At 68.5% G+C, this 23,846-nt stretch carries 21 protein-coding genes; 8 read left to right on the top strand and 13 right to left on the bottom strand.

Annotated elements, in window-relative coordinates; genetic code table 11:
- Positions 1–47: 47 nt before the first annotated feature.
- Positions 48–632, top strand: a complete 585-nt coding sequence (locus tag AB0M45_RS12935; RefSeq protein WP_364326933.1) for a TetR/AcrR family transcriptional regulator C-terminal domain-containing protein — start codon at positions 48–50, stop codon at positions 630–632.
- A 410-nt stretch (positions 633–1,042) separates the two neighbouring features.
- Here AB0M45_RS12935 and AB0M45_RS12930 read toward each other — a convergent pair whose 3' ends face one another.
- From AB0M45_RS12930 to AB0M45_RS12895, 8 genes are all read right to left on the bottom strand, one after another.
- Entirely contained in the window at positions 1,043–2,392 is a 1,350-nt protein-coding gene (locus AB0M45_RS12930; RefSeq protein WP_364326930.1) for an LLM class flavin-dependent oxidoreductase, read from the bottom strand.
- Positions 2,389–3,144: an ABC transporter ATP-binding protein gene (locus tag AB0M45_RS12925; protein ID WP_364326927.1), complete on the bottom strand. Its 756-nt coding sequence runs from the start codon at positions 3,142–3,144 to the stop codon at positions 2,389–2,391. The genes AB0M45_RS12930 and AB0M45_RS12925 overlap by 4 nt, the downstream gene beginning before the upstream one ends.
- A complete protein-coding gene (locus AB0M45_RS12920; protein WP_364326924.1) occupies positions 3,120–3,983 on the bottom strand; it encodes an ABC transporter permease in 864 nt (287 codons plus the stop codon). The genes AB0M45_RS12925 and AB0M45_RS12920 overlap by 25 nt, the downstream gene beginning before the upstream one ends.
- Complete coding sequence (locus AB0M45_RS12915) at positions 3,983–5,074, bottom strand: ABC transporter substrate-binding protein (protein WP_364326921.1); 1,092 nt, start codon at positions 5,072–5,074, stop codon at positions 3,983–3,985. Before AB0M45_RS12915 ends, AB0M45_RS12920 begins: the two co-directional genes overlap by 1 nt.
- A 65-nt stretch (positions 5,075–5,139) precedes the next feature.
- A complete protein-coding gene (locus AB0M45_RS12910) occupies positions 5,140–6,303 on the bottom strand; it encodes an alpha/beta hydrolase (RefSeq protein ID WP_364326918.1) in 1,164 nt (387 codons plus the stop codon).
- Between the two features lie 122 nt (positions 6,304–6,425).
- Complete coding sequence (locus tag AB0M45_RS12905; RefSeq protein WP_364326915.1) at positions 6,426–8,600, bottom strand: hypothetical protein; 2,175 nt, start codon at positions 8,598–8,600, stop codon at positions 6,426–6,428.
- 578 nt (positions 8,601–9,178) lie between these two features.
- Entirely contained in the window at positions 9,179–9,853 is a 675-nt protein-coding gene (gene bioD / locus AB0M45_RS12900; protein ID WP_364326912.1) for a dethiobiotin synthase, read from the bottom strand.
- A 97-nt stretch (positions 9,854–9,950) separates the two neighbouring features.
- The gene (locus tag AB0M45_RS12895; protein ID WP_364326909.1) at positions 9,951–11,105 is read right to left on the bottom strand and encodes an 8-amino-7-oxononanoate synthase; all 1,155 of its coding nucleotides are present in this window, start codon (positions 11,103–11,105) and stop codon (positions 9,951–9,953) included.
- A 126-nt stretch (positions 11,106–11,231) separates the two neighbouring features.
- Between AB0M45_RS12895 and AB0M45_RS12890 the strand changes: the two genes are divergently transcribed.
- On the top strand, positions 11,232–11,561 hold the full coding sequence (locus tag AB0M45_RS12890; RefSeq protein ID WP_364326906.1) for a hypothetical protein: 330 nt from the start codon (positions 11,232–11,234) through the stop codon (positions 11,559–11,561).
- A gap of 16 nt (positions 11,562–11,577) precedes the next feature.
- Here the strand turns inward: AB0M45_RS12890 and AB0M45_RS12885 are convergent, their stop codons facing one another.
- Positions 11,578–12,858 carry an adenosylmethionine--8-amino-7-oxononanoate transaminase gene (locus AB0M45_RS12885; RefSeq protein ID WP_364326903.1) on the bottom strand — a complete coding sequence of 427 codons (1,281 nt, stop codon included), beginning with the start codon at positions 12,856–12,858 and terminating at the stop codon, positions 11,578–11,580.
- Positions 12,859–13,040: 182 nt separating this feature from the next.
- Here AB0M45_RS12885 and AB0M45_RS12880 point away from each other — a divergent pair, with 182 nt between their 5' ends.
- Positions 13,041–13,967: a helix-turn-helix domain-containing GNAT family N-acetyltransferase gene (locus AB0M45_RS12880; RefSeq protein ID WP_364326900.1), complete on the top strand. Its 927-nt coding sequence runs from the start codon at positions 13,041–13,043 to the stop codon at positions 13,965–13,967.
- Between the two features lie 54 nt (positions 13,968–14,021).
- Here the strand turns inward: AB0M45_RS12880 and AB0M45_RS12875 are convergent, their stop codons facing one another.
- The gene (locus AB0M45_RS12875) at positions 14,022–14,471 is read right to left on the bottom strand and encodes a MarR family transcriptional regulator (RefSeq protein WP_364326897.1); all 450 of its coding nucleotides are present in this window, start codon (positions 14,469–14,471) and stop codon (positions 14,022–14,024) included.
- Positions 14,472–14,501: 30 nt separating this feature from the next.
- Here AB0M45_RS12875 and AB0M45_RS12870 point away from each other — a divergent pair, with 30 nt between their 5' ends.
- The 3 genes from AB0M45_RS12870 to treY are packed head-to-tail and all read left to right on the top strand — an operon-like array spanning position 14,502 to position 19,673.
- Complete coding sequence (locus AB0M45_RS12870) at positions 14,502–15,050, top strand: cupin domain-containing protein (protein WP_364326894.1); 549 nt, start codon at positions 14,502–14,504, stop codon at positions 15,048–15,050.
- 59 nt (positions 15,051–15,109) lie between these two features.
- The gene (gene glgX / locus AB0M45_RS12865; RefSeq protein ID WP_364326891.1) at positions 15,110–17,230 is read left to right on the top strand and encodes a glycogen debranching protein GlgX; all 2,121 of its coding nucleotides are present in this window, start codon (positions 15,110–15,112) and stop codon (positions 17,228–17,230) included.
- A 34-nt stretch (positions 17,231–17,264) separates the two neighbouring features.
- Positions 17,265–19,673, top strand: coding sequence for a malto-oligosyltrehalose synthase (treY, locus tag AB0M45_RS12860; protein WP_364327383.1), 2,409 nt, complete (start codon positions 17,265–17,267; stop codon positions 19,671–19,673).
- Here the strand turns inward: treY and AB0M45_RS12855 are convergent.
- From AB0M45_RS12855 to AB0M45_RS12845, 3 genes are all read right to left on the bottom strand, one after another.
- A complete protein-coding gene (locus AB0M45_RS12855) occupies positions 19,659–20,831 on the bottom strand; it encodes a DUF2235 domain-containing protein (RefSeq protein WP_364326888.1) in 1,173 nt (390 codons plus the stop codon). The two genes, treY and AB0M45_RS12855, sit on opposite strands and share 15 nt — an antisense overlap.
- Positions 20,832–20,937: 106 nt before the next feature.
- The gene (locus tag AB0M45_RS12850; protein ID WP_364326885.1) at positions 20,938–21,543 is read right to left on the bottom strand and encodes an MspA family porin; all 606 of its coding nucleotides are present in this window, start codon (positions 21,541–21,543) and stop codon (positions 20,938–20,940) included.
- 108 nt (positions 21,544–21,651) lie between these two features.
- On the bottom strand, positions 21,652–21,885 hold the full coding sequence (locus tag AB0M45_RS12845; RefSeq protein ID WP_364326882.1) for a hypothetical protein: 234 nt from the start codon (positions 21,883–21,885) through the stop codon (positions 21,652–21,654).
- Between the two features lie 85 nt (positions 21,886–21,970).
- Here AB0M45_RS12845 and AB0M45_RS12840 point away from each other — a divergent pair, with 85 nt between their 5' ends.
- Positions 21,971–22,405 carry a nitroreductase family deazaflavin-dependent oxidoreductase gene (locus AB0M45_RS12840; protein WP_364326879.1) on the top strand — a complete coding sequence of 145 codons (435 nt, stop codon included), beginning with the start codon at positions 21,971–21,973 and terminating at the stop codon, positions 22,403–22,405.
- 75 nt (positions 22,406–22,480) lie between these two features.
- Positions 22,481–23,836 carry a threonine ammonia-lyase IlvA gene (ilvA, locus tag AB0M45_RS12835; protein ID WP_364326876.1) on the top strand — a complete coding sequence of 452 codons (1,356 nt, stop codon included), beginning with the start codon at positions 22,481–22,483 and terminating at the stop codon, positions 23,834–23,836.
- The last annotated feature ends 10 nt before the right edge of the window (positions 23,837–23,846 follow it).

Here is a 23,846-nt window from a genome sequence, read left to right as displayed (position 1 = left end):
AGGGTAGCGGTAGGAGTGAGTCAAAGCACGACGGGGAAGGACTTCGAGTGCAGCTGCACCGGGCGGACGTGGTCGACGGCGCCATCGCGATTCTGGACCAATACGGTCTCGCCGACCTCACCATGCGCAGGTTGGCCGGTTCCCTTCAAGTGCAACCCGGCGCGCTGTACTGGCATTTCCCCAATAAGCAGGCCTTGCTCGGCGCGGTCGCGGACAAGATCCTCGCGCCCATGGAGGACCCGGTCGAGGCCGACGACTGGTCCGGCCAGATCACCGAATTGGCCCACCGCCTGCGCGACTGCCTGCTGGCTTATCGCGACGGCGCCGAACTGGTCTCGGCGACGTACGCTTCCCGCCTCACCACGAGCAGGGGTCGGGAACGCTTGGTGAGCGCGGCGATTCGCGCCGGCATGCCGCGGCACGAGGCCGAGCTCGCGGCATTCACCCTGCTCTACTACGTCCTGGGCCAGACCGTGGACGAGCAGTCGAGAATGCAGATGGACTCGATGGGCGCTCTGCCCGACGACCTGTCGACGCTGGAGGAAACCCCCGACGCCACAGCGCGTTTCGACTTCGGCCTGCAACTGTTCGTCGCCGGCGTGCGCCACCTGCTCGGCACCCGCGCCCGCTGACGCACCCTGGCCTCGCCCGAAGCGGGCACGCGCCGGATCTGACCGCGCGACACCGGGATCCGCTGACCTGCGCGGGCCACGCCACATCGTCCGGGCCGAGCACCGACCCCACCGCCATCGCACCGCGTTCGCCGACCACGGGCACGATCCGGCCCGCAGGCAGATCGGTCAGCACCATGCCCAACCCGGACAGCGCGACGACCACCCCGGCCAGCCCCGCGGACGCGCCCAAGTCCAGCGCTCGTAGCGCGAACATCGGCGCCGCGGCGCCCGATCCGATGCCGTACACCACCATGGGCACGAACACCGTCCAGGTCAGCGACCGCAGACGCACAGGACTCACGACACCGCCGCGCGCGACAGACCGCTCATTCATCGCGGTACCACCGCGGCGTAGTCGCGCGGGCCGCTCACCGGGTCAGCGCGGGCGGGCGAGCGAAGCGACTGTCGGGGCGGGGCAGGCCGAAGTGGTCGCGGAGGGTGGTGCCGGTGTACTCGGTGCGGAACAGACCGCGTTCCTGCAGGATCGGCACGACGGTTTCGGCGAAGATCTCCAGTCCGCCCGGGTAGTACGGCGGCATCACGTTGAACCCGTCCGCGGCGCCGCCCCGGAACCATTCCTCGATGGTGTCGGCCACCTGCTCTGGGGTCCCGGCGAAGACGCGGTGGCCGCGCGCACCGGCGAGGCGGTGCAGCAGGCCGCGCACGGTCGGCCGTTCGCGCTGCACGATGCCCGCGACGACCTGCAATCGGCTCTGTCCGTTGTCGGTGACATCGCCTGCCGCCTCGAACAATTCGACCGGAATCGGCTCGTCCAGTGACAGGTGCCGCAGGCTGATCCCGACGATGCCCTCCAACTGGGCCAGCCCGTATTCCGGCACGGTGAGCTCGTTGAACTCGCGCTCCAGCCGCTTGGCGGCCGCCTCGGTGCCGGCGATGAACGGGCTGATCCCGGGCAGGATCTTGACATGCTCGGGGTCGCGGCCGAAAGCGCGGGCGCGCGCCTTGATGTCGGCGTAGAACGCCTGCGCGTCGCCCAATCGCTGATGCGCGGTGAAGATCGCCTCGGCGTATCGGCCCGCGAACGCGCGGCCGTCGTTGGAGGCGCCCGCCTGGACCAGCACCGGGTGACCCTGCGGCGTTCGCGGCGCGTTGAACGGCCCGCGAACCGACAGATACTCGCCCGCGAAGTCGATCCGGTGGATCTTGCCGGGGTCTGCGTACACTCCGGAAGCCTGGTCCAGGACGATGGCGTCATCCTCCCAGCTGTCCCACAACGCGACCACGGCATCGACGAATTCCCGTGCCCGCGCGTACCGTTCGGCGTGGTCGGGGTGCTTGTCCAGACCGAAGTTGGCCGCCGCGAGATCGGTGCCGGTGGTGACGATGTTCCAGCCGGCGCGCCCACCGGAGATGTGGTCCAGCGTGGAGAACAACCTGGCCAGGTTGTAGGGCTCGTAGTACGTGGTCGATGCGGTGGCGATGAGACCGAGATGCGTCGTGGCCGTGGCGATCGCGGTGAGCAGGGTGATCGGCTCCAAGCCGGAGGCCGCGTTGTACTTCACGTTGGTGCGCAGGGCCGGTCCGTCGGCGAAGAACACCGCGTCCAGCTTCGCCGCCTCGGCGGTGCGGCCGATCTCCTGGTAGTAGGCGACGTCGTAGATCCGCTCGGGGCTGCTCCACGGGTGCCGCCACGCGGCTTCATGATGGCCGGAGGGGTAGATGAACGCGTTGAGGCTGAGTTTGCGCGGTGCGGTCATGAGGCTTTCTTCTCTTCGTCGTCGGCGGGCGTCTGGACGCCGACGCCGAGGCCGGCCAGGAGCAGGGATCGGTGCCGCACAAGGGCCGGGTCACCGTGGCGGCGTGGGCGTTCCAGGTCGATGCGCTGGTCCACCGCGATGCGCCCGTCGTCGAGCACCAGCACGCGGTCGGCCAGCAACACCGCCTCGTCCACGTCGTGGGTCACCAGCAGCACGGCGGGCCGGTGTTTCGCACACAGGTCCTGCAGTAGTGCGTGCATTTTGATGCGGGTCAGCGCGTCGAGCGCGCCGAAGGGTTCGTCGGCCAGCAGCAGCTCCGGCTCGCGCACCAGCGACCGCGCCAGCGCGACGCGCTGCTGCTCGCCACCGGAAAGCTCCTTGGGCCAGCATTTCTCCCGCCCCGCGAGACCGACTTCGGCCAGCGCCGAGCGTCCCCGCTCGGCCGCGTCGGAGCCGCTGAGCCCGAGCGTCACGTTGTCCAGCACCCGCACCCACGGCAGCAACCGGGAGTCCTGGAAGACCACCGAACGTTCGGTGGGCACACTCAGCTCACCGGATCCCGGCACGTCGTAGTCCAGTTCGGCCAGCGCGCGCAGCAATGTGCTCTTGCCGGAACCGCTGCGGCCGAGCAGCGCGACGAACTCGCCGCGTGCGATGTCGATGTCCAGGTCGCGCAGTACGACCCGGTCGCCGAAGCCGCGTCGCAGCTGCCTGGTGCGGACGACGTTCAGTCCGCGAGTGTCTGTCGCCATGACAGCGCCTTCCTTTCCGCGGCGCGCACCAGGATGTCGCCGAACAGCCCGAGCAGGCCGTAGATCACCAGGCCGACCACGATCACGTCGATCTGGCCGTAGGTGCGGGCCTGGGTCATGAGATAGCCGATACCGCTGGTCGCGTTGACCTGTTCCACCACGACGAGTGCCAGCCACGAGATGGTGACCGCGAGCCGGAGGCCGGTGCAGAACCCGGGCAGTGACCCCGGCAACGCGATCCGGCGGATGAACCCCCAGTGCGACAGCTTCACCGTCTGGGCGAGTTCGACGTATCTGACGTCGACGCTGCGCAAGTGCGCGTGCGTGTTCAGGTAGATCGGTACCGCCACGCTGGTGGTGATGACCAGCAGCTTCATTTCCTCGCCGATGCCGAACCACACGATGAACAGCGGGATAAGGGCGAGCGTCGGGATGGCGCGCTTGATCTGGATCGGCCCGTCCACCAGCGCTTCGCCGATCCGGCTCAGCCCGGCCAGCAGCGCGAGCACCAAGCCGATGGCCACGCCGAGCCCGAGGCCGGTCACGGCGCGCTGCACGGAGGTGAGCAGGTTGGATTGCAGCCTGCCGTCGGCGAGCAGGTCACCGGCGGTCCCGGCGACCGTCCACGGCGCGGGAAGGGTCTCCGGATCCAAAGCGCCGGAAGCCGATCCGGCCACCCACGCGGCGACCAGCAACACCGGTCCCACCGCGATGCCGAACGGGATCGGGCGGCCAGGGCCGAGCCGCGGGCGGGCGAGCTTGCGTTTGGCGAGCACCGGTTCCGGGCCGGAGCGGGCCAGGCCGATGCGGTGCAGTACTCCGGCGTCCAGGGTTGCCATCAGCGTGCCTTCGGTTCGAACGCGGCACCGCTCTCGGTGACCGCCTGGGTGATCGCGGCGTCGAAACGTAGATCGAAACCGTTCGCGGCTTGCACCTTCTCGGGCAGTTCGCCCGCTTTGGCGATGGCGTCGATGGTGGCCTGCTGATGGTCGACGAGCTTCTGGTCCAGGTGCGGGAAGACATACGTGCCCAACGAGTCCACAATGCGCCTCGCGTCGTCCGCGCTCACCTTTTGGTTCTCCACGTAGTAGCGGCGCGCCCACTCCTCCGGGTGGGTGTTGGCCCACTGGTAGGCGCGCACGAACGCGCCGACCAGGGCGCGGGTGGCGGCCGCCTTGGCCGGGTCCCGCACGACGGCGCGGCGGGCGTACAGGTAGGCGAGGCCGCCGTAGATGCCCGCGGTCTCGGAGTCGGCGATCAGCGAGGTGCCCGGCGTGCGCAGGAACCGGGTGACATTCGGTTCGATCAGCGGGGCGACGTCGACCTGGCCGGTGCGCACCGCGTCCGGGAACTCGGCCAGCTGCAACCGCACCAGCTGCACGTCGGAGGTTTTCAGTCCGGCCTTGTCGATGGCGCGCAGCACCGCGGCCTGCTGGGCGGTGCCTTCGGCGTAGGCGATCTTCTTTCCCTTCAGATCCGCCAGGGTGGACACCGGCTTGCCCGGTGCCACCGCGAGTTTCAGGGCGGTGGTGCTGGTCTGGTAGGACGCGATGATCGGAACGTCCTGTCCGGCCACCAGGGCGTGAATCGGGGGAACGTCGCCCACCTGCGCCACATCGGCGGCGCCCGCGCGGAACGCCTCGAGAATGGCCGGTCCGCCGACGAAGTTGGCGAACTCCACCGTGAACGGAAGTTTGTCGAGTTCACCAGAAATGCGCAGGACCGACTGCAGGCGCTCGGACTGGTCGGCGACCACTAGGGTGGTTCCCGCCGGAACCTCGGTGGGCAGTGGTCCGTCGGCGGTGGGACCGACCGGCTTGTCGTCGTTCGCGCAGCCGGTGAGCCCCAGGGTCGCAACGGTTGCCACGGCGAGCAATGCGGCGGTCGTGCGGCCGCTGAGGCCGGACCGGAACGTACTGGGTCGGAACATAGGCGAATTGAAGCAAGACGGATCCGGCGTGAAAACGGTTTGTCTCAGCCTGGTTCGAACCCCGGTCAGCGGGTCGGCGCCGCGACCGTCGTTCCCCGAACCTGTTGCTGATAGCGCTGGATGAACGGCAATACCTGCTGCTCGATCACCGTGTTGTACTCGTGCGGACGCTGCATCGGATTGGCGTGCCCGATGTTTCGCGCGAGCACCACCAGCAGCGTGCCGTCGACGCCGCCGGACCGCTCGATCAGCACTTGGTGGGAGTATTCGACGTCGACCACGCGGTCTCGACCCGGATCGCGCGGACGGAGGAAAACGATGGCGGGCCGCGGCTTCTGGGCCGCGGGTTCGGCCAAGGCGCGCAAATTGTCCGTCGCACCACCCGCCACGATGGCGGTGAACTGGGACTCGATCAGACCGTTGCTCGCGGCGTCGCGCGAGACGATCTTCTCCCGCAGCACCTCCGTCAACACCTCGCCCAGCTCACCGAACCGGATGCCGGGCAGTTCGCCGCCGCGCTCGAGGAACCGGTCCCGGCGGGCGTAGGTCTCCACCGCCAGACGCAGTATGCGGCTCTCCCGGGCGCCGGGCAGCCAGCGCATCCAGCGCTGCATATCCTCACCGCGACCGCGACTCTCCGGGCGGACCGCGTTCAGGTCCATCGGCGTGCAGTCCAGGATCACCCCGACGAGCCTGCGGTCGCTGTCCCGATGGATGTGCTCGGCCACCTCCAGCGCGATCACCCCGCCCATGCTGTGTCCGACCAGCACCACGTTCTTCAAGCCGGACAGTTCCGCGGCGCGGACGATCAGGTCGGCGATCACCTTGGTGTCGATACCTCGGTTGTCGTAGCGGATCGCCCACACCATGCCCATCCTGCGCAGCGAGGGCAGCGCGGCGGCGGTGTCACTGGCGTCCAAGCCGCCCAGCCCGACGAGGTCCACCACCACGGTGTCCCAGTTGTCCGGGTCCATCGGCGGGGCGACCGGTAGCACGGCCGGGTCGGTGCGCGCCAACCGCGCCTGTTCCGGCACGACGTCGTACTTCCAGTACTGCGCGAACACCACGAGCCCGGTCAGCAGCAATGCGGCCACCCGAAGCAGCGTCACCCTGGTGCGGCGCAACGTCTTCCACCCGTGCCCCAGGCCCGTGTCCCGCAGCCGATCGCGGCGTCGCGCGTCGTCCCAGCCGGAGACGGTGGACGGGTGCCTCTCGTCCAACGGCGACATCCACCCCACTGTAGGCACGAGTGCGGAAGGCTGCCATCCGGCGGCGGGATCCGGCCCTCCGGCTGGGGCCGAGACGCGATCGACTGATCAGGTCAGGCAAGCCCTCGGCGCAGAGCAGCACACTAGTTGGTCCACGGGCCTATATTGGTACCGGAAAGCGCCAGATCTATATATGTGGCCTTGTTCTTGAGATCCATCGCCTCTGCGAGAAGGGTACTGCTCGGGGTTCTTTCATATTGCTGCGCCTTGCTCGCCAGCCTCTCGGCGAGCGTGTACCCGACGTATCGCCGCTTATCCTCACTCTGCGTCGCCCATTCCCGCGCCGCGCCCTCTTTCGTCCCACCGAATGCGTTGAGGAAATCTTGGTACGTATTGTAATCAGCCAGAGCTTTCGAGGTAAATGGGTCCTTTTCAAAACCGCGAGTGCTGCCCAGGGGGCGGGGGGTGAGACGGTGGAACATAACCGCGGACTCCGCGAATTGCGCATTGTGGGCGGCTTGTTCGACGGCGCCGCCCCAGCCTCGAGTGCTTTCGGCGAGATCCAACGCGGCAGCAGCTTGCGCCAGCGGCCCGTACTGCACCGGATTCTCGTCGGCAGACTGCACCGTACGAGCATGAGCCTCGGCCGCCCATCTGCGCATTGCAGGGGGGAAGCGGGCGACAGCGAGTGCGCCCATTGCGTCGGCGCGGTCCCCACCGAGGGTGAGAATGGTCGTCATGGCTGCTGCGGCAGCTCGGGCATTGACACCATCGAAGCCTTCCACGGCAGCCCTGGCGGCTGCATCGTGCGCATTCTTCCCCAACGTGAGTCGAGCCATCCAGCTCCCGGCGGTACGTGGCGGTACGTTTCCGCGCAGCAGCTCGTAATTCAGATAATTCATCTCCTGCATTCGTCGCGAGTAGTACATCAACGGGTTCGGGCGACCGAATACCCAGGACGCGACGGGGTTTCCATTGAAATCAGCGGCAAAACGTAGTGCGGTTCCCATGGCGTGGCCCGGAGATAACCACTGACGAATGGTTGCCTGGCCCATTCCGGTGGATGCGCCGCCCGCCGGAGCCGGTCTACCCTCGAGCACTGCACGGATCTTCTCAGCTATCCGGCTCTGGCCACCGATCAGGTGGAGATCGAGACGGTGCACCAGCACGAAACCTGCAATCAGCACGATGCCACCGACGAAGATCACCGCTAGGCCACTCTCGGGTGCTGCACGGAACACGCTGCCGAGCACAAGGATGTAGCCACCTTCGAATACGAAGAGGACCACCATCGATCCGGCATCGCCGACCATGCCCACGAGGTTGCGGACCAGAAATGCCTGAGTAGGACCGTAAATGAATCCACCTGCGGCGAAACCGACAATAGCCGCGATCGCGTGGAAGACCGACGAGAGTGCGGCGAGGAAAATCTTGATCGAGAGATATTCCAGGAAGAGCAGCAGGATCGTCGCGAAGATCAACAGCACCAGGCCGGTGCCGATCTGTCCGATACTCGGATTCTGGATTCGGTCGTGGGCCAAGGTGTCGCCGCACTGGCGCATTCCTTCCGCGAGCCGCGATTCCTCGGCCGCCAGAACTGCCGACGACCATGCCGCACGGCACCTGGGCGAATCGTCTACGACATGACCGAGATTCCAGACCTGCACCGGACGCCGTGCGAAGTTGTCGGCCAGCGTTCCGTTGAACTCGGCGACTATCGATTGTGGATCCGGAGTAGAGTTGCCGTTCAGTCCCGCGGCGACCGCTATCCCGACATCACGCCCCTGGCTCAGCAAGCCGTCCGACGACAACACGGCGGCCAGCGGATGCGCAAGGTATCCGGCGCCGGCGACGGCAACGATCAGCATCGCTACGACTTGAACTACGGCTTTGGCGGTGTACCCCCGCACGACGAACCACGCCACAAAGAACGCACCGATCGCCGCCGCCGAGGTCAGCATGAGCGGGGTGGCTATCGCACCGGTGAGGCTGTCGGCGACCGCGGTCAAGGGTTTGTCGAGCCAGGCGAGCCAGCCGAAACTCGCCACGAACCCGGTCAGCCAGATGCCACTGATCACGATGACCATGAAGGTCGCGAAGAGCAGACCCAGCACCATCGCCACCGCCGCCTCTTCGGGGTCGAGGACGTTGGTTTCGGTGGCGAAGATGTAGTTCGACAACGGAACTCCGTACGAGTCCTTGATACCGGTCCAGGCGAGCCCGTCGATCGTGGACGGGCTTCTGGCATAGGCGACCGTGTCGGTCCGTCCGGCGGCCGCACCGCCGCTGACAGTCCAGGCTGCCAGCAGAGCCAGCAAGATGGTCAGGAGCCGGACGGTGGTATGTCGGCGACGCGTGGCGCGGGCCCAGGCGCGACCCCGCCCCAGCAAGGCCCGCAGTGACCAATCTGTGTCCCACACGGTGGACCCACGTGGACAGGAATTCGGACCAAGCCTCATGGGCAGTCGCATACGTCTCACCTCGCAGACCTGGATCGCAGGTCGTTTGTAGGTTACGTGCTTGTCGGTACACCATTAAACGTGCCGTTACTCGTTGGCTCACCGGTAAAATGTAACGGATATATTACGATCAGCTCCGGGTCGCATCGGCGGCATGGCAGGTTCCACGCGGCGGCGCAAACTCCGCCGAATTCTGCACCCGCACAACGGATTGCCCGCAGCGCCAGAGGGTCGCTCGAGCGAGCAAGCTCCCTCTCGAAGGAATTCCGCGGTGACGCGCGCAGCCCCTCCGGGCCGGCCATGCCGGTCGGTACCAGCCACACAGCGACACCGCCTGTGCGTCCAGCAAGGCGGGTGGACATCCCTGCACGGCGCATTCACATGCCGCCGAAGGCGGGCGGGTAGCGGCAAGCCCACCAACCATGGACCGGCTGCGGTCAAACGAACGGTGACCAGGCGGGGTCGAACCAACCAGGCGCCGCGGCGGTGAACCGCGCACGGTCCCAGCGGCCCGCCCCCGCAGAGATTGCGCCGACCAGGTCGACGCCGGTCACGCGGGGCAGGTCCGCGCGGTTACATTCGGAGGCGAGGTCGGGGGCCGATGACCAGGAGCCGATGACCAGACCTGCACAGCGGACGCCTGCCGATTGCAGCGCGCGGGTGGTCAATTCGGTGTGGTTGAGGGTGCCGAGTCCGGCAGCGGTGACGACGAGGACGGGCGCGGCGAGTTTCTGGGCGAGATCCACGAGCGTGAAATCCCCGAGGCGCACCAGCAATCCGCCCGCACCTTCGACCAGAACCAAGTCGGCGCCGGCGAGTGATTCGACGGCGGCGACGGTCTCGGCGAGGGTCAGCTCGGGCAGCCCGGCCCTGCGGGCGGCGGTGTCGGGCGCCAGCGGATCCGGATAGCGGGCGAGTTCCACGGTTCGGGTGACGCCCGATAGGCGCTGGATCTCCGCGACGTCACCGGGCTCCCTTGCGGCGACACCGGTTTGGCCCGGTTTGCACACCGCCACCGAGCGGCCTTCTGCCAGCGCCGCGGCGGCAATGGCGGCGGTGACCACGGTTTTGCCGACGTCGGTAGAGGTTCCGGTGACCAACAGGATGCTCATGGGCGCCTCCTCCAGGGCCGGTGAACCTCGATGCGTGCCGCGAGGACTGATCCGCCTCGAGCGCAACCACCGAACCGCGCGGTGCAGAGAAGCGCGATCACGTCGGCACCACCCCCATACCCCGCGCCTCGGCCAGCACCTCGCCGAGCACCGTTGCGATGGTGTCGAGTTCGGCGGGGGTGAGGTTGGCACGCGCCGTCAGGCGCAAGCGCGACGTGCCCTCCGGAACGGACGGCGGACGGAAGCAGCCCACGTCCAGGCCGCGCGCCTGGCACGCCTGAGCCGCGTCGAAGGCCACCTGCGCGCGGCCGAGCACGACCGACACCACCGCTGAATCCGGGGCGGGCACACCAGCGATCCGCGCGATGTCCCCGGCGCGTTCGAGTACCCGCCCGGCCAGTTCCGGCTCGGCGCGCAACAGGCGCAACGCGGCCCGCGCCGCACCGACGGCAGCGGGCGCGAGACCGGTATCGAAGATGAACGTGCGCGCGGCATCGATCAGGTGGGCGCGCACCCGTGCACTGGCCAGCACCACACCGCCTTGCGCGGCAAGGGATTTCGACAGCGTCGCGGTGATCACCAGGTCCGGCGCCCCGGAGAGCCCGAGTTCGTGCACCAGTCCGCGCCCGCCCGTGCCGCGCACGCCGAGGCCGTGCGCCTCGTCCACGACGAGCACCGCACCATTGGCCCTGGTCACCTGATGCAACTCGGCCAGCGGCGCGAGGTCACCGTCGGCGCTGAACACCGAATCGGTGAGCACCAGCGCCCGTTCCTCGGTGCGCTGCGCCAGCAGCCGGTCCACCGCCGTCACATCGCGGTGCGGCGCGATCTCCACCCGGGCCCGCGACAGTCGGCAGGCGTCCACCAGCGACGCGTGGCTGCCGGCGTCGGAGACCACCAGCGAGCCGCGCCCGGCGAGTGCGGTGACCGCGCCGAGATTGGCGGCGTACCCGGAGGCGAACACGAGTCCGGCTTCGGCGCCGACGAATTCGGCCAGCTCGGTTTCCAGCAGCTCGTGCTCGGCGGTGGTGCCGGTGACGAGCCGGGACCCGGTCGATCCGGCGCCCCAGCGGCGCACCGCCTCGATCGCGCCGTCGATCACCTCCGGGTGGCGGACCAGCCCGAGGTAGTCGTTGGAGGCGAGGTCGATCGATGGCGTCCGCGGTGCGCGCGGCCGCAGCTCACGGCGCAGCCCCGCGGCCACCCGCGCGGCGGCGCGCTCGTCCAACCAGCTCAACGGATCGGTAGTCACAGCTCCGCAGCATACTTGAACACCGTTCAGGGCAGCCAGTCGTGGACCCGGCTGGTACCGTTGTTCCATCGTTGGTGGCGTCACCGGCCTGCGGTGACGAAGCTTCACCCCGGAGGAAACGGCCGGATGCCGCGGTGGGCCATAGTCGTCGAGGAAACAACGGGCTCGGGCGATCACAAGCGCTGGTCACCCCGCATTCTCGCGGAAGTGGTCGGCACGCGAGCCCAGGCACTGGCCAAGCTGGCCGGCGTGCTCCCCACCTACACCCCCGAACACCCCAAACTGCGCGGCCGCCGCGTCGTCCTGCGCGACGGCGACACCTACTTGCTGATGGTGCGCGGCTGGTCCGACGACTACCACTGCATCTTCCGGGTCTGGGAAGTGTTGTCCGACAGCGATCGTCCGGACATCGCCGACACCCGCCGCAGCGGGCGTGACGGATTCACGGACCAGTGAACCCGTTGGGCGGAGGTCACCGACCGGACTGCGCGGCGACCGCCGCCCGCATCCCGGCGGTGATCGTCGCGACGTCCTCCGGCGTGCTGATGAACGGCGGCATGGTGTACACCAGGTTGCGGAACGGACGCAGCCATACCCCGGCAGCGACCGCGGCGTCGGTCGCGGCGCGCATGTCCACCGGGCGGTCCAGTTCGATCACACCGATCGCGCCGAGCACCCGCGCCTCGACCACGCCCGGCAGGCCCCGCACGGGGGCGAGCCCGGCCTCCAGCCCGGCCTCGATCCGCGCCACCTCGCCGCGCCAGTCGCGCGAGCGGAGCAACTCGATCGACGCGACCGCGACCGCGCAGGCCAGGGGGTTGCCCATGAAGGTAGGCCCGTGCATGAGACCGCCGTGTGCCGCGCTGATCGTCTCGGCGACCCGCGCCGTGCACAGCGCGGCGGCCAGCGTGAGATAGCCGCCGGTCAGCGCCTTTCCGACGCACATGACGTCCGGGCTCACACGTGCTCGATCCGCGGCGAAAAGCGTTCCGGTGCGGCCGAATCCGGTGGCAATCTCGTCGAAGACGAGCAGCACACCGTATTCGTCGCACAGCCTGCGCAGGTCGGCCAGGTAGCCGGGGTGATGCCAGCGCATTCCGCCCGCACCCTGGACGATCGGCTCCACGATGACCGCCGCGAGCTCGTCGGCATGCGTGACGAGCATGCGCTCGAGCTCCGCGACGTACTCGGGCCGGTATTCGCGCGGCGGCGCGGGCGCGAAGAGCTGATCCGCCAGGATGTCGGTCCACAGCGAGTGCATGCCGCCCTCCGGGTCGCACACGCTCATCGGCGTGAAGGTGTCGCCGTGATAGCCGCCGCGCCAGGTGAGCAGCCTCCGCTTCTGCGGCTTGTGCAGCGAACGCCAATACTGCAGGCACATCTTGACCGCGACTTCCACCGACACCGAGCCGGAGTCGCACAGGAACACCTTGTCCAGACCGGCGGGCGCCGACTCGACCAGCAATTCGGCCAACCGCACCGCGGGCTCGTGGGTGAGCCCGCCGAACATCACGTGACTCATCCGCCGCGACTGGGCGACCAGTGCCGCGTCGAGCACCGGATGCCGATAGCCGTGGATGGCGGCCCACCAGGAACTCATGCCGTCGACCAGCTCGCGCCCGTCGGCCAGGGTCAGCCGAGTGCCCGCCGCACCCGCCACCACCAGCGGCTCGGTGCTGGCTGGAAAGCCGCCGTAGGGATGCCAGACATGCTCGGCGTCGAGGGCGGTGATCTCGTCAGGGGTCAGTGCCACAGGAATCCTCGCGTCGCGGCCCCGGCCCACCCGGGGCTTGAACGCTGTTCAAGTTAGCACCCGAACTGGGCGGGCACCCAGCGAGTCCGGCGCAGCCGAGTCCGTACGGCCGAGTTCGGCGATTCCGCGCCGGAGGACACTCGGTCGGATATCCTTTGACTTAGTCAAAGATTGGAGCCGCCGTGACCGCCGCCGAGATCGCCGCCGTCCGCGAGTTCAACCGCCGCTATACCCGGGTGATCGGTGTGCTGCGCGAAGGACTGCACGACAGCCAGTACTCGCTGGCCGAGGCGCGCGTTCTGTTCGAGCTGGCCGGATCGGACGCGACCGAGGTGGTCGCGCTGCGCCGGTCCCTCGATCTCGACGCGGGTTACCTGAGCCGCATCCTGGCCCGCTTCGAACAGGCCGGTCTGGTGCGGCGCAATCGCTCCGACAGCGACGGCCGCCGTCAAGAAGTGCGGCTGACAACCCGGGGCCGGGAGGTTTTCGCGACCCTCGACCAGCGCTCCAGCGACGAGGTCGGCGTGCTGCTCGGCGAGCGATCCCCGGCGGACCGGGCGCGGCTGCTCCACGCGATGCGGACCATCCAGCAGATCCTGGACCGGCCCGCCGACGCACCGTCGTTCATGCTGCGCGCCCCGCGGTCGGGCGAGTACGGCTGGGTGATCCAGCGCCACGCGGAGCTCTACGCGAACGAATACGGGTGGGACGGAACATACGAGGAGATGATCGTCCGCATCGTCGCCGACTACCTGGGTTCGCACGACGAGCGCTCCGAGCGCGCCTGGATCGCGGAGTCGGCGGGCCGCCCGGTGGGCAGCGTCTTCTGCGTCCGCGAGGACGACACCACCGCGCGGCTGCGGTTGCTACTGGTCGAGCCCACGGCGCGCGGCCTCGGTGTCGGGTCGGCGCTGGTCGGCGAATGCCTGCGCTTCGCCGCCGCGGCGGGCTACCGCGAGATCGTGCTGTGGACCAACGACGTGCTCACCGCGGCGCGGCGCGTCTACCAGCGCGCGGGATTCGAGCTCGTCGAGCAGAATCCGCACCACAGCTGGGGCCACGACCTGGTCGGTCAGACCTGGCGGCGCTCGCTGGAACCCTCGGACTGACCGGGCGCCTGGGAACGCGACGACACCGAACAGCTTGCGTCGCAACAGCCCCGGTCACCCGGCGTCCGCTTCGTCCTCCGCCAACCTGTCGCCCAGCTGCGCCAGCGCCGTACGCAACTCACCGAGACGGCGCTCCCCCAACGTCCCCGCGAGCCTTCGCTCGATATCGCGAATCCGCTCGGTCGCCACCTCCAGGGCGGCCCGCCCCTCCTCGGTGACCAGCACCACCCGCGCCCGTCTGTCGGCCGGGTCGACCCGGCGTACCACCAGCCCGCGTCGTTCCAGGTGTGTGACCAGCTCACCCATCGACTGCTGGGTCATCCCGGCGGCTTCCGCCAGCGCGGTGATCCGGGACCCGGCTGGGTCCAGGTACCGGAACACCGCGTAGTGCGCCGGGCGCAGCTGCGCGTCGAGCCGGGCGCGCAGCTGATCGTTCAGCGCGCGCTCGTAGGCCGCGGTGGCCTGACTGAGCAACTTCAGCAGCGTCGGTTCAGCGGTTGACATATTACAAAGGTTACCTTTATATCTGGGAGTATGCGAGACGCACGGACACTCACCTTCCGCAATGGGCACCGCGTCACCTTGGTCGCGCAGGGCACCGACGAGCACGGTCCCTACCTGCGGCTCGAGCATGTGCTGCCGCGGGCTGAACGCCAAGCGGGCCCGCACTGGCATCCGGTGCTCAGCGAGCGGTGGACAGTCCGGCAGGGCCGACTCCGATTCACCGTCGACGGCACCGAGATCCTCGCGCACCCAGGCGATACGGTCACCGCACCGGCCGGTGCCGTGCACGAATTCCGCAGCGAGGTCCCCGGCACGGTGATCGATCACGAGATCCGTCCCCCGCTGCGGCACTGGGAGATGTTCCGGCTCTGGCACAACCTGGACCGCGCGGGCAAGACCACCCGGGGCGGGGTGCCACGCGATCCGCTCGCGCTCGCCTTGCTGTGGGACTACCAGGACGGCTACCTCGGGGGCATCCCGGCCCGGTTGCAGCGGCTCGTACTGGGTGGTCTCGCCCGCCTCGCCGTGCGCCTCGGCTACCGCAGCCGCTGGCTGGAAAACGGCTCCGACCTCCCCTGACTCCGCCAGCCAGAACCACCCGCACAGGCAAACGCCCGGCTGCCGCTACTGTCGTTGCCATGGCTCAGCCCGACGCAGCGCCCAGCGACGCGACACCACTGGGTGTCTGGCCCGGCACCGCCTATCCGCTCGGGGCCACCTACGACGGGGCGGGCACCAACTTCTCGGTGTTCTCGGAGGTTGCCGACGCGATCGAACTCTGCCTCATCGCCGGGGATGGCACCGAGACCCGGATCGCGCTGGAAGAGGTCGACGGCTATGTCTGGCATGCGTACCTTCCCGCGATCGAGCCCGGCCAACGCTACGGATTCCGTGTGCACGGCCCTTTCGACCCCGATCGCGGATTGCGCTGCGATCCGAGCAAATTGCTACTCGATCCGTACGGCAAGGCTTTCGACGGAAAATTCGACAAGCACCCGTCGCTCTATACCTATGGGCTGGACTCGCTCGGCCACACCATGACCGGCGTGGTGATCAACCCGTACTTCGACTGGTGCGCCGACCGCGCGCCGAACCGGCCGTACCACGAGACGGTGATCTACGAGGCGCACGTCAAAGGTATGACGATGACGCACCCCGATGTGCCCGAGGAACTGCGCGGCACCTACGCCGGCATCGCACACCCCGCGGTCATCGACCATCTGAAGGGGTTGGGCATCACCGCGATCGAGCTGATGCCGGTACACCAGTTCCTGCACGACCGGGTGCTGCTGGATCAGGGTCTGCGGAACTACTGGGGTTACAACAGCTTCGGTTACCTTGCTCCGCACAACGAGTACGCGGCGCTGGACCGCGCCGGTGCGGCGGTCACCGAGTTCAAGGCGATGGTGCGGGCGCTGCACACCGAGGGCATCGAGGTGATCCTCGACGTGGTCTACAACCACACCGCCGAGGGCAACCACCACGGCCCGACGATCGGCTTCCGCGGCATCGACAACGCCGCCTACTACCGCTTGGTCGACGACGACCCGTCGCACTACACGGATTACACCGGCACCGGAAACAGCCTCAACGTCCGCCACCCGCACACCCTGCAGCTGATCATGGACTCGCTGCGCTACTGGATCCTGGAGATGCACGTCGACGGATTCCGTTTCGACCTGGCCGCGACGCTGGCGCGGGAACTGCACGACGTGGACCGGCTGTCGACGTTCTTCGATCTGGTGCAGCAGGACCCGGTGGTGAGCCAGGTCAAGCTCATCGCGGAGCCGTGGGACGTGGGCGAGGGCGGCTACCAGGTCGGCAATTTTCCCGGCCTCTGGACGGAGTGGAACGGCAAATACCGCGACACCGTCCGCGACTACTGGCGCGGCCAGCCCGCGACGCTCGGCGAGTTCGCCGCGCGGCTCACCGGCTCCTCCGACCTGTACGAGGCCACCGGGCGCAGGCCGAGCGCGAGCATCAACTTCGTCACCGCACACGACGGGTTCACTTTGCGGGACCTGGTGTCCTACAACGAGAAGCACAACGAGGACAACGGCGAGGACAACCGTGACGGCGAGAGCTGGAACCGGTCGTGGAACTGCGGCGCCGAAGGACCGACCGACGATCCGGAGATCCTTGCGCTGCGCGACCGGCAGAGCCGCAACCTGCTGGCGACGCTGGTGCTCAGTCAGGGGGTGCCCATGCTCGCGCACGGTGACGAGATGGGCCGCACCCAATCCGGCAACAACAACGTGTACTGCCATGACTCGCCGCTGGCGTGGATGGACTGGTCGCTGCGCGAGACGAATGCCGACCTGCTCGCGTTCACCCGCACCGTGATCGCGTTGCGCACCGAGCATCCCGTCTTCCGGCGCAGGCGGTTTCTCGCGGGCGGCCCGCTCCGATCCAGCGGCCACGCCCGCGACATCGCCTGGCTCACCCCCTCGGGCGAGGAGATGACCGCCGCGGACTGGGACAGCGGCTTCGGCAAGTCGCTGGCGGTCCACCTCAACGGCGCGGGCATACCCGAGCCGGGCCCGCGCGGCGAGCGGATCACCGACGACTCGTTCCTGCTCTGCTTCAACGCCCACGACGAGGCCATCGACTTCGCGCTACCCGTCACCGGCGACGGCGCGGAATGGTCGGTAGCGCTGGACTGCTCGACGCCGACCGGTCTGGCCGACGCCGATTACGCCGGGGGCGCCACCGTCACCGTCGAAGCCCGCTGTCTCCTCGTCCTCCGCCAGGCCGCCTGACCCAATGCCGATGACCGCACCCGATTCCACCGAGATGCACGTGACCGACCCGGTATCCCTGCGCCGCAAGCCCGCCCGCCAGACGACGATCCGCAGCGCCTACCGGCTACAGCTGCGACCGGACGCGCTGACCTTCGCCGAAGCCCGCGCTATCGCGGAATATCTTCAGCAGCTGGGCATTTCGCACCTCTACCTGTCGCCGATCCTGACCGCGACGCACGGTTCCACGCACGGCTACGACGTCACCGACCCGACCACGGTCTCCGCTGCCCTCGGCGGGCCGACCGGCCTCAAGGCCCTCGCCGACGAAGTGCGCAGCCGCGGCATGGGCCTGATCGTGGACTTGGTGCCCAATCACGTCGGGGTCGCCGACCCACGGCAGAACGCCTGGTGGTGGGACGTGCTGCGGAACGGCCAGGAGTCCAGGTTCGCACAGTATTTCGACATCGACTGGAGCCCGGGCAACGGCGCGGGCGGGCGGCTGGCGCTGCCGGTGCTGCAGAGCGAGAACGACCCCGCCGCGTTGACCGTGGACCGTACCGGCGCCGAACCCATGCTGGCGCTGCACGATCTGCGTTTCCCGATCGCGCCCGGCACCGACGGTGACAACGCGCTGCGCATCCACGACAAGCAGCACTACCGGCTGGTGAGCTGGAAGGCCGGGTTGTGCACCTACCGGAGGTTCTTCGCGGTCAGCAGCCTGGCCGCGCTCCGCCAGGAGAACCCGGAGGTCTTCGACGTCACCCACCGCGAACTCGCCGCCTGGTGCGAGCACGATCTGATCGACGGCGTGCGGGTCGACCATCCGGACGGGTTGTCCGACCCCGTCGGCTACCTCATCCGGCTGCGCAGGCTCATCGGCCCGCACCGGCTGCTGCTGGTGGAGAAGATCCTGGCCAACCGCGAGCCGCTGGACGAGACGCTGCCGGTGGACGGCACCACCGGCTACGACGCGCTGGCCGACTTCGGCGGCGTGCTGATCGACCCGCGCGGCGAACCGGCCCTCACCGAACTGTCGCGGCGCGTCGCCGGGCACGGCAGCGATCGCGCGTGGATCGGCGAGACCGAGCACCGGATCAAGCGGGCGGTCGCGGAAAGCATTCTGGCGCCGGAGATCCGGCGGCTGGTCGCCGCGATCAAGCAGGACGCCCATGCCGAGAGCTTCGACACGATGGCACTGACCAACGCCACCATCGAGGTGCTGGCGTTCATGCCGGTGTACCGGGCCGACTACGCACCGCTGGCCGGGATGGCCGGCGCGGTGATCGCCGAGGTGGAGAAACGCAACAGCGAGCTCACCGCGCCGCTGGCGGTGCTGGTCGCGGCGCTGGCCGCCGACTCGGACGCGGCGGTGCGCTTCAGTCAGGTGTGCGGGGCGGTGACCGCCAAGGCGGTCGAGGACACCATGTTCTATCAGGCCGGTCGGCTGGTCTCGTTGCAGGAAGTGGGCGGCAACCCGGCCCGGTTCGGCCACTCGCTCAACGAGTTCCACCTGTCCAACAGTCAACGCGCGCAGCGGTGGCCCGCGACCATGACGACATTGTCGACGCACGACACCAAACGCGGGGAGGATGTGCGTGCCCGTATCGGCGTGCTGTCCCAGGCCGCAGAGACCTGGGCGCGCAACGTCGAATCCTGGCTGGAGACCACACCGGCCCCGGACGGGGCCACCGCGCTGTTGCTGTTGCAGAACATGTTCGGCGTGTGGCCCGCGGATGGCCGGCCCGCCGGGTCGGTGCCGGGCCTGCGGGAACGCCTGCACGTGTTCGCCGAGAAGGCGATCCGGGAGGCGAACATCAAGACCTCCTGGGAGGAGCCGGACGCCGAATTCGAGGCCGCCGTGCACGCCTGGGTGGACGGGGTGATCGACGGGCCAGTCGGCTCGGAGCTCGGCGACCTGGTGCACGAGCTGGCGCCGCACGCCTGGTCGGACTCGCTGGCGCAGAAGCTGCTGCAGCTGTGCGGCCCCGGCATCCCGGACGTCTACCAGGGCTGCGAGCTGTGGGAGGACTCCCTCGTCGACCCGGACAACCGCCGTCCGGTGGACTTCGCCGCCCGCGCGGGCATGCTGCAATCACTCACCGGCACACCGGCATTGGACACCACCGGCGCGGCAAAGATGTGGATCGTGGCCTACGCCCTGTGGCTGCGCCGCGAACGTCCCGACTGCTTCGTCGGCGGCAGCTATCGGCCGCTGTTCGCTACCGGCGACCACGCGAGCAAGGTGGTGTCCTACGCGCGCGGCCGCGCCGGCGAAGCGCCGGAGGTGATCGTCGTCGCCACCCGCCACAGCGTGGGATTGGCCGAAAGCGGGTGGAGCGACACGTTTCTCGACCTGCCATCGGGCAACTGGACCGACCGGCTGACCGGTCACACGTTCCAGGGCCGGGCGCGGCTGGAGAAGGTGTTCGCCCGGCTGCCGGTCGCGTTACTGGTCCGCTGAGGGCACCGACTCGGCGGTCACCGCGTCGACCTTCTCGAACAGTTCCTCCGGGAACAGGCCGCCGAGTTCCTCGCGCCACCGCCGCAGGTTCGCCGGACGGTAGTCCAGCGCGTCCTGAGTGCTGGAGGCCACCCGGACGCCCTGATCGGTCGGCATGGACATCCGGCGCCAGGAATCCCAGTGAAAGCGGCGGCTGCGCGGGCGGCGCAGCGTGCGGACCACATTCAGAACTCGGTAGCCCATGCCGAGAGAGTCGTGCAGCCGCATGTGGTCCCCGCCCGCGGCCCGGCAGCGTTTCGACAGCTCCGCCAGCCGGTCCCGGTCGAACGCCAGACCGACCGATTCCGCCTCGCTGACCATCCACTGCAACGTGGCGTCGGACAGTCCGCATTCGGCGTAACCGCCGCCGATATCGCTGTGCACGCCGGGGAACCACACCTGCTTGACCCGCTCGAACCCACGCCGGTACTTCACGGTCGGCTCGACCGGCACCTCCCACAGCGACGGTTCGAAATTGCGCCGCCGCTCATCGATGGCCAGGGCTTGACGGGCGCAGTGCACCTCACGCGAGAGCTTGACGTCGTGGAACCGGTGCCGAAGCGAAGTGAGCCCTGGCACGCCCAATGCGCCGACGGTGTCGAACACGCCGAGGAAGTCGATCTTGGCCTTCCTGGCGTACTTCCGGCGGAACTCCTTCCAGTGGGCGGGCTCCGGCGGATCCGGGTTGTCCTGGGTCTTGGCGGGCGGACGCTGCCGATAGATCCGCAACGCGTCCGGGTACTTGCCGTTGATCATCGCTTCCGGGGTCATGATGCCGATGCGGCTGATCAGCCCGGCCAGGCTGCGGGCGGTGAAGGCGCCGCGGCTGAAGCCGAAAATATAGATCTCGTCGCCCTTTTCCCAGTTCAGGGCGAGATGCCAGTATGCGGAGGAGAGGTTCGCCTCGAGTCCGAGCCCGAAGGCCCCGCCCATCAGCCGGTCGGAGAGGAAGCCGCGTGCGCCGGGGCCGGACACGTAGGTGACCCATTGCTGGATCGTCTCCCCTTCGGGCCCCGGCGCGTCGAACCGCACCGTCTGCGCGATTTTGATGATGTTCGATACCGTGCTGCTCGACTCGGCCTTCCAGGTGCCGTCGCAACACACAACCAAGCGCTTCATGGCCTCATCCTCCGCTGGCAACCTTGCCGTGACCCGCGTAATCGACTACTCGAATTCATCGCGGGCGGGACGGGACAGCGTTAATGGACGAGGCCGAATCCGCGCGTCAGAGCCAGCTGGGATCCCCGAACACCGCGCCGGAATCGTCCACCTCGGGCGTCTCGAGATCGACGTAGGCGTACTGGCGCAGCGTCACCGGGCCGCTGCACGCGTTGACCCGGAGATGGAAGTCACGCATGACGACCTGGACGAGCTTGCCGGGGATCAGCTCCTTCTCCCGGATCGGCACCTCGACGACCTCGCCGGGGCCGAGGTCGAGAACGGCGACCGGGCCGATGTTGAGAAACGCCTGCGGGGCGATGACGATCTCGGGCTGGAAACCGATGGTGCCGGTGCCGATGTTCACGGCGCAGCCGACGTGATAGCCGATCCGGAGCTTGCCCGCGGCGTCACCTTCCAGCCGGGCGTAGGCGGTACCGCTGACGAATGCCTCTCTCGTCGTGCCCATCATGTTCAACGGTGGGATGCGGTTGATCGTCTCGTCCCGGCTTCCGACCGAGAAGGTCATCCCGTTGGGTGAGGTGAATTGCTTTTCGTGCGCCGGCATGGTGATGATCTCCGCCCCACCCGACGGGGCGAACGCGGTGGAAGGAATACAGGCCACGATAGCTCCCGCTGCTACGAGCAGCGCTTTCCTGACATTCGACGGCATAGGCGAGCACTGTAGTAGCAGATGGCTATTACAGTAGTGCGCGACACGACGAGGAGTTGATCGAGTCGTGATGTCCGGCGGCGACACACCGCCGCGACGTGCGCCTCGCTACGACGCCTTGCCGGTCGATGAGCCCCGCCGGGCAGCCGCCAGCCCGCCGACCCACCACGCCGACCCAAGCGCGGCGGCGGCCAGCACCGCGACCTGTAGCGATCCGGTGATCAGCGCCAGCACGAGGCAGCTCACCAACCCCGCGACCACCGCGTCGAGCTTGTACACCGGCCAGGCGCTACCGGCGATGTCGATCGTCGCGCCGCGTACCGGAGGGTGCACCACTGCCATGTCCTCAGGGTAGTCGGAAATGAATGTTCGGGCGAGCGAACTTCGCCGTGGGAACACTCCAGATCGCCACCGCGTTCCGGCAGATATGCCATTGACAGGTGAATACGAACCGAGTACCTCCGACTGGGCACGCCAGCAAGCCGAGAGCTACGAGAACTCCGGCGGCACCGAGGCCACGACCCTGCAGGGCGTTCCCGTCGTCCTGATGACCAGCAAGGGCGCCAAGAGCGGCAAGCTGCGCAAGACCCCGCTGATGCGGGTGGAGCACAACGGCGAATACGCCGTGGTCGCCTCGCTGGGTGGCGCGCCGAAACACCCGGTCTGGTACTACAACATCAAGGCCGAACCGCACGTCGAACTGCGCGACGGCACGGTGACCAAGGACTACACCGCCCGCGAGGTCTTCGGCGAGGAGAAGGCGCTGTGGTGGGAGCGCGCGGTCGCGGTGTGGCCGGACTACGCGACCTATCAGACCAAGACCGACCGCCAGATCCCGGTCTTCGTCCTCTCTCCCACGTAGTCCGAGCGAAGGTAGCCACCGTGTCACCGCCACCCGCCGCAGCTCGCCGCCGCGGCGGGTGGCAGCATATTTCGGGTGTCCAATCCGCTCGAGGTCCTCGACGCACTATCCGCCACTCGTCCCCCGCTCACCGCGGACGAGATCGATGCTGCCGCCAAGCGGATTGCCCACGTCATCGAGCCGACCCCGCTGCAGCGCAGCGACCGGCTCTCGAAGCTGACCGGGGCGAGCGTCTACCTCAAGCGGGAAGACCTCGGCCCGGTCCGCTCCTACAAACTGCGTGGCGCCTACAACCTCGTCATTCAGCTGACCGAGGACGAGCGCGCCGCGGGCGTGGTGGCGGCCAGCGCCGGTAACCACGCGCAGGGCGTCGCGTTCGCGTGCCAGACGATGGGGATCACCGGCCGCATCTACGTGCCGACCACGACGCCGAAGCAGAAGCGCGATCGCATTCGGGCGCACGGCGGCGAGTTCGTCGAGCTGATCGCCATCGGCGAGACCTACGACGCGGCCGCCGCGGCCGCCGCCGACGACGTGGCCCGCACCGGCGCGACCATGGTTCCCCCTTTCGACGACGCGCGCACGGCGGCCGGTCAGGGCACCATCGCCGCGGAGATCCTGGACCAGCTCGGCGGCTCCCCCGACCTGGTGATCGTTCCGGTGGGCGGCGGCGGCTGCCTCGCCGGTATCGGCACCTATCTGCGCGAACGGTCCCCGCGCACCGGCATCCTCGGCGTGGAGCCCGCGGGCGCGGCCTCCATGACGGCCGCGCTGGTGGCGGGCGGCCCGGTGACGCTGCCGGCGATCGATCCGTTCGTGGACGGCGCCGCGGTGCGGCGCGTCGGCTCGGTGCCGTTCTCCGCGGTGTCCGGTTTCGGCGGGCGGGTGGTCTCGCACGCCTCGCTGCCGTTGCTGACCACCACCGACTACCCCAAGGGGGCGGGCGCGTTCCAGATGATGCACGTCGACGAGGGCGCGATCTGCACGACCATGCTCGATCTGTACCAGAACGAGGGCATCATCGCCGAACCCGCGGGGGCGCTCACCGTGACGGCAATGGCCGAGATCACCGTCGAGCCGGGGTCGACGGTGGTGTGCCTGGTATCCGGCGGCAACAACGACGTGTCCCGCTATGGCGAGATCATCGAGCGCTCGCTGGTGCATCGCGGCCTCAAGCACTACTTCCTCGTGGACTTCCCGCAGGAGCCCGGCGCGCTGCGCCGCTTCCTCGACGAGGTGCTCGGCCCCGACGATGACATCACGCTGTTCGAGTACGTCAAGCGCAACAACCGCGAGACGGGCGCGGCGCTGGTCGGCATCGAACTGGGCGCACCGGACGGGCTCGGGCCGCTACTGGAACGGATGCGCCAGTCCCCGATACAGTGCGAGCGCCTCGAGCCGGACACACCCGCCTACCGCTACCTGACCTGAACCACCGCGC

It is taken from the genome of Nocardia sp. NPDC051787 (assembly GCF_040681325.1).
Taxonomy (GTDB): domain Bacteria; phylum Actinomycetota; class Actinomycetes; order Mycobacteriales; family Mycobacteriaceae; genus Nocardia.
The sequence above is the reverse complement of the archived record's forward strand: the minus strand, read 5'-3'. Positions and strand labels throughout refer to the sequence as shown.

Bases quoted from the DNA above. Each gene is read 5' to 3' on its own strand.
- AB0M45_RS12930 (WP_364326930.1), bottom strand. From the start codon at position 2,392: ATGACCGCACCGCGCAAACTCAGCCTCAACGCGTTCATCTACCCCTCC.
- AB0M45_RS12925 (WP_364326927.1), bottom strand. From the start codon at position 3,144: ATGGCGACAGACACTCGCGGACTGAACGTCGTCCGCACCAGGCAGCTG.
- AB0M45_RS12920 (WP_364326924.1), bottom strand. From the start codon at position 3,983: ATGGCAACCCTGGACGCCGGAGTACTGCACCGCATCGGCCTGGCCCGC.
- AB0M45_RS12915 (WP_364326921.1), bottom strand. From the start codon at position 5,074: ATGTTCCGACCCAGTACGTTCCGGTCCGGCCTCAGCGGCCGCACGACC.
- AB0M45_RS12910 (WP_364326918.1), bottom strand. From the start codon at position 6,303: ATGTCGCCGTTGGACGAGAGGCACCCGTCCACCGTCTCCGGCTGGGAC.
- bioD (WP_364326912.1), bottom strand. From the start codon at position 9,853: ATGAGCATCCTGTTGGTCACCGGAACCTCTACCGACGTCGGCAAAACC.
- AB0M45_RS12890 (WP_364326906.1), top strand. From the start codon at position 11,232: ATGCCGCGGTGGGCCATAGTCGTCGAGGAAACAACGGGCTCGGGCGAT.
- AB0M45_RS12875 (WP_364326897.1), bottom strand. From the start codon at position 14,471: ATGTCAACCGCTGAACCGACGCTGCTGAAGTTGCTCAGTCAGGCCACC.
- AB0M45_RS12870 (WP_364326894.1), top strand. From the start codon at position 14,502: ATGCGAGACGCACGGACACTCACCTTCCGCAATGGGCACCGCGTCACC.
- glgX (WP_364326891.1), top strand. From the start codon at position 15,110: ATGGCTCAGCCCGACGCAGCGCCCAGCGACGCGACACCACTGGGTGTC.
- treY (WP_364327383.1), top strand. From the start codon at position 17,265: ATGCACGTGACCGACCCGGTATCCCTGCGCCGCAAGCCCGCCCGCCAG.
- AB0M45_RS12855 (WP_364326888.1), bottom strand. From the start codon at position 20,831: ATGAAGCGCTTGGTTGTGTGTTGCGACGGCACCTGGAAGGCCGAGTCG.
- AB0M45_RS12850 (WP_364326885.1), bottom strand. From the start codon at position 21,543: ATGCCGTCGAATGTCAGGAAAGCGCTGCTCGTAGCAGCGGGAGCTATC.
- AB0M45_RS12845 (WP_364326882.1), bottom strand. From the start codon at position 21,885: ATGGCAGTGGTGCACCCTCCGGTACGCGGCGCGACGATCGACATCGCC.
- AB0M45_RS12840 (WP_364326879.1), top strand. From the start codon at position 21,971: ATGCCATTGACAGGTGAATACGAACCGAGTACCTCCGACTGGGCACGC.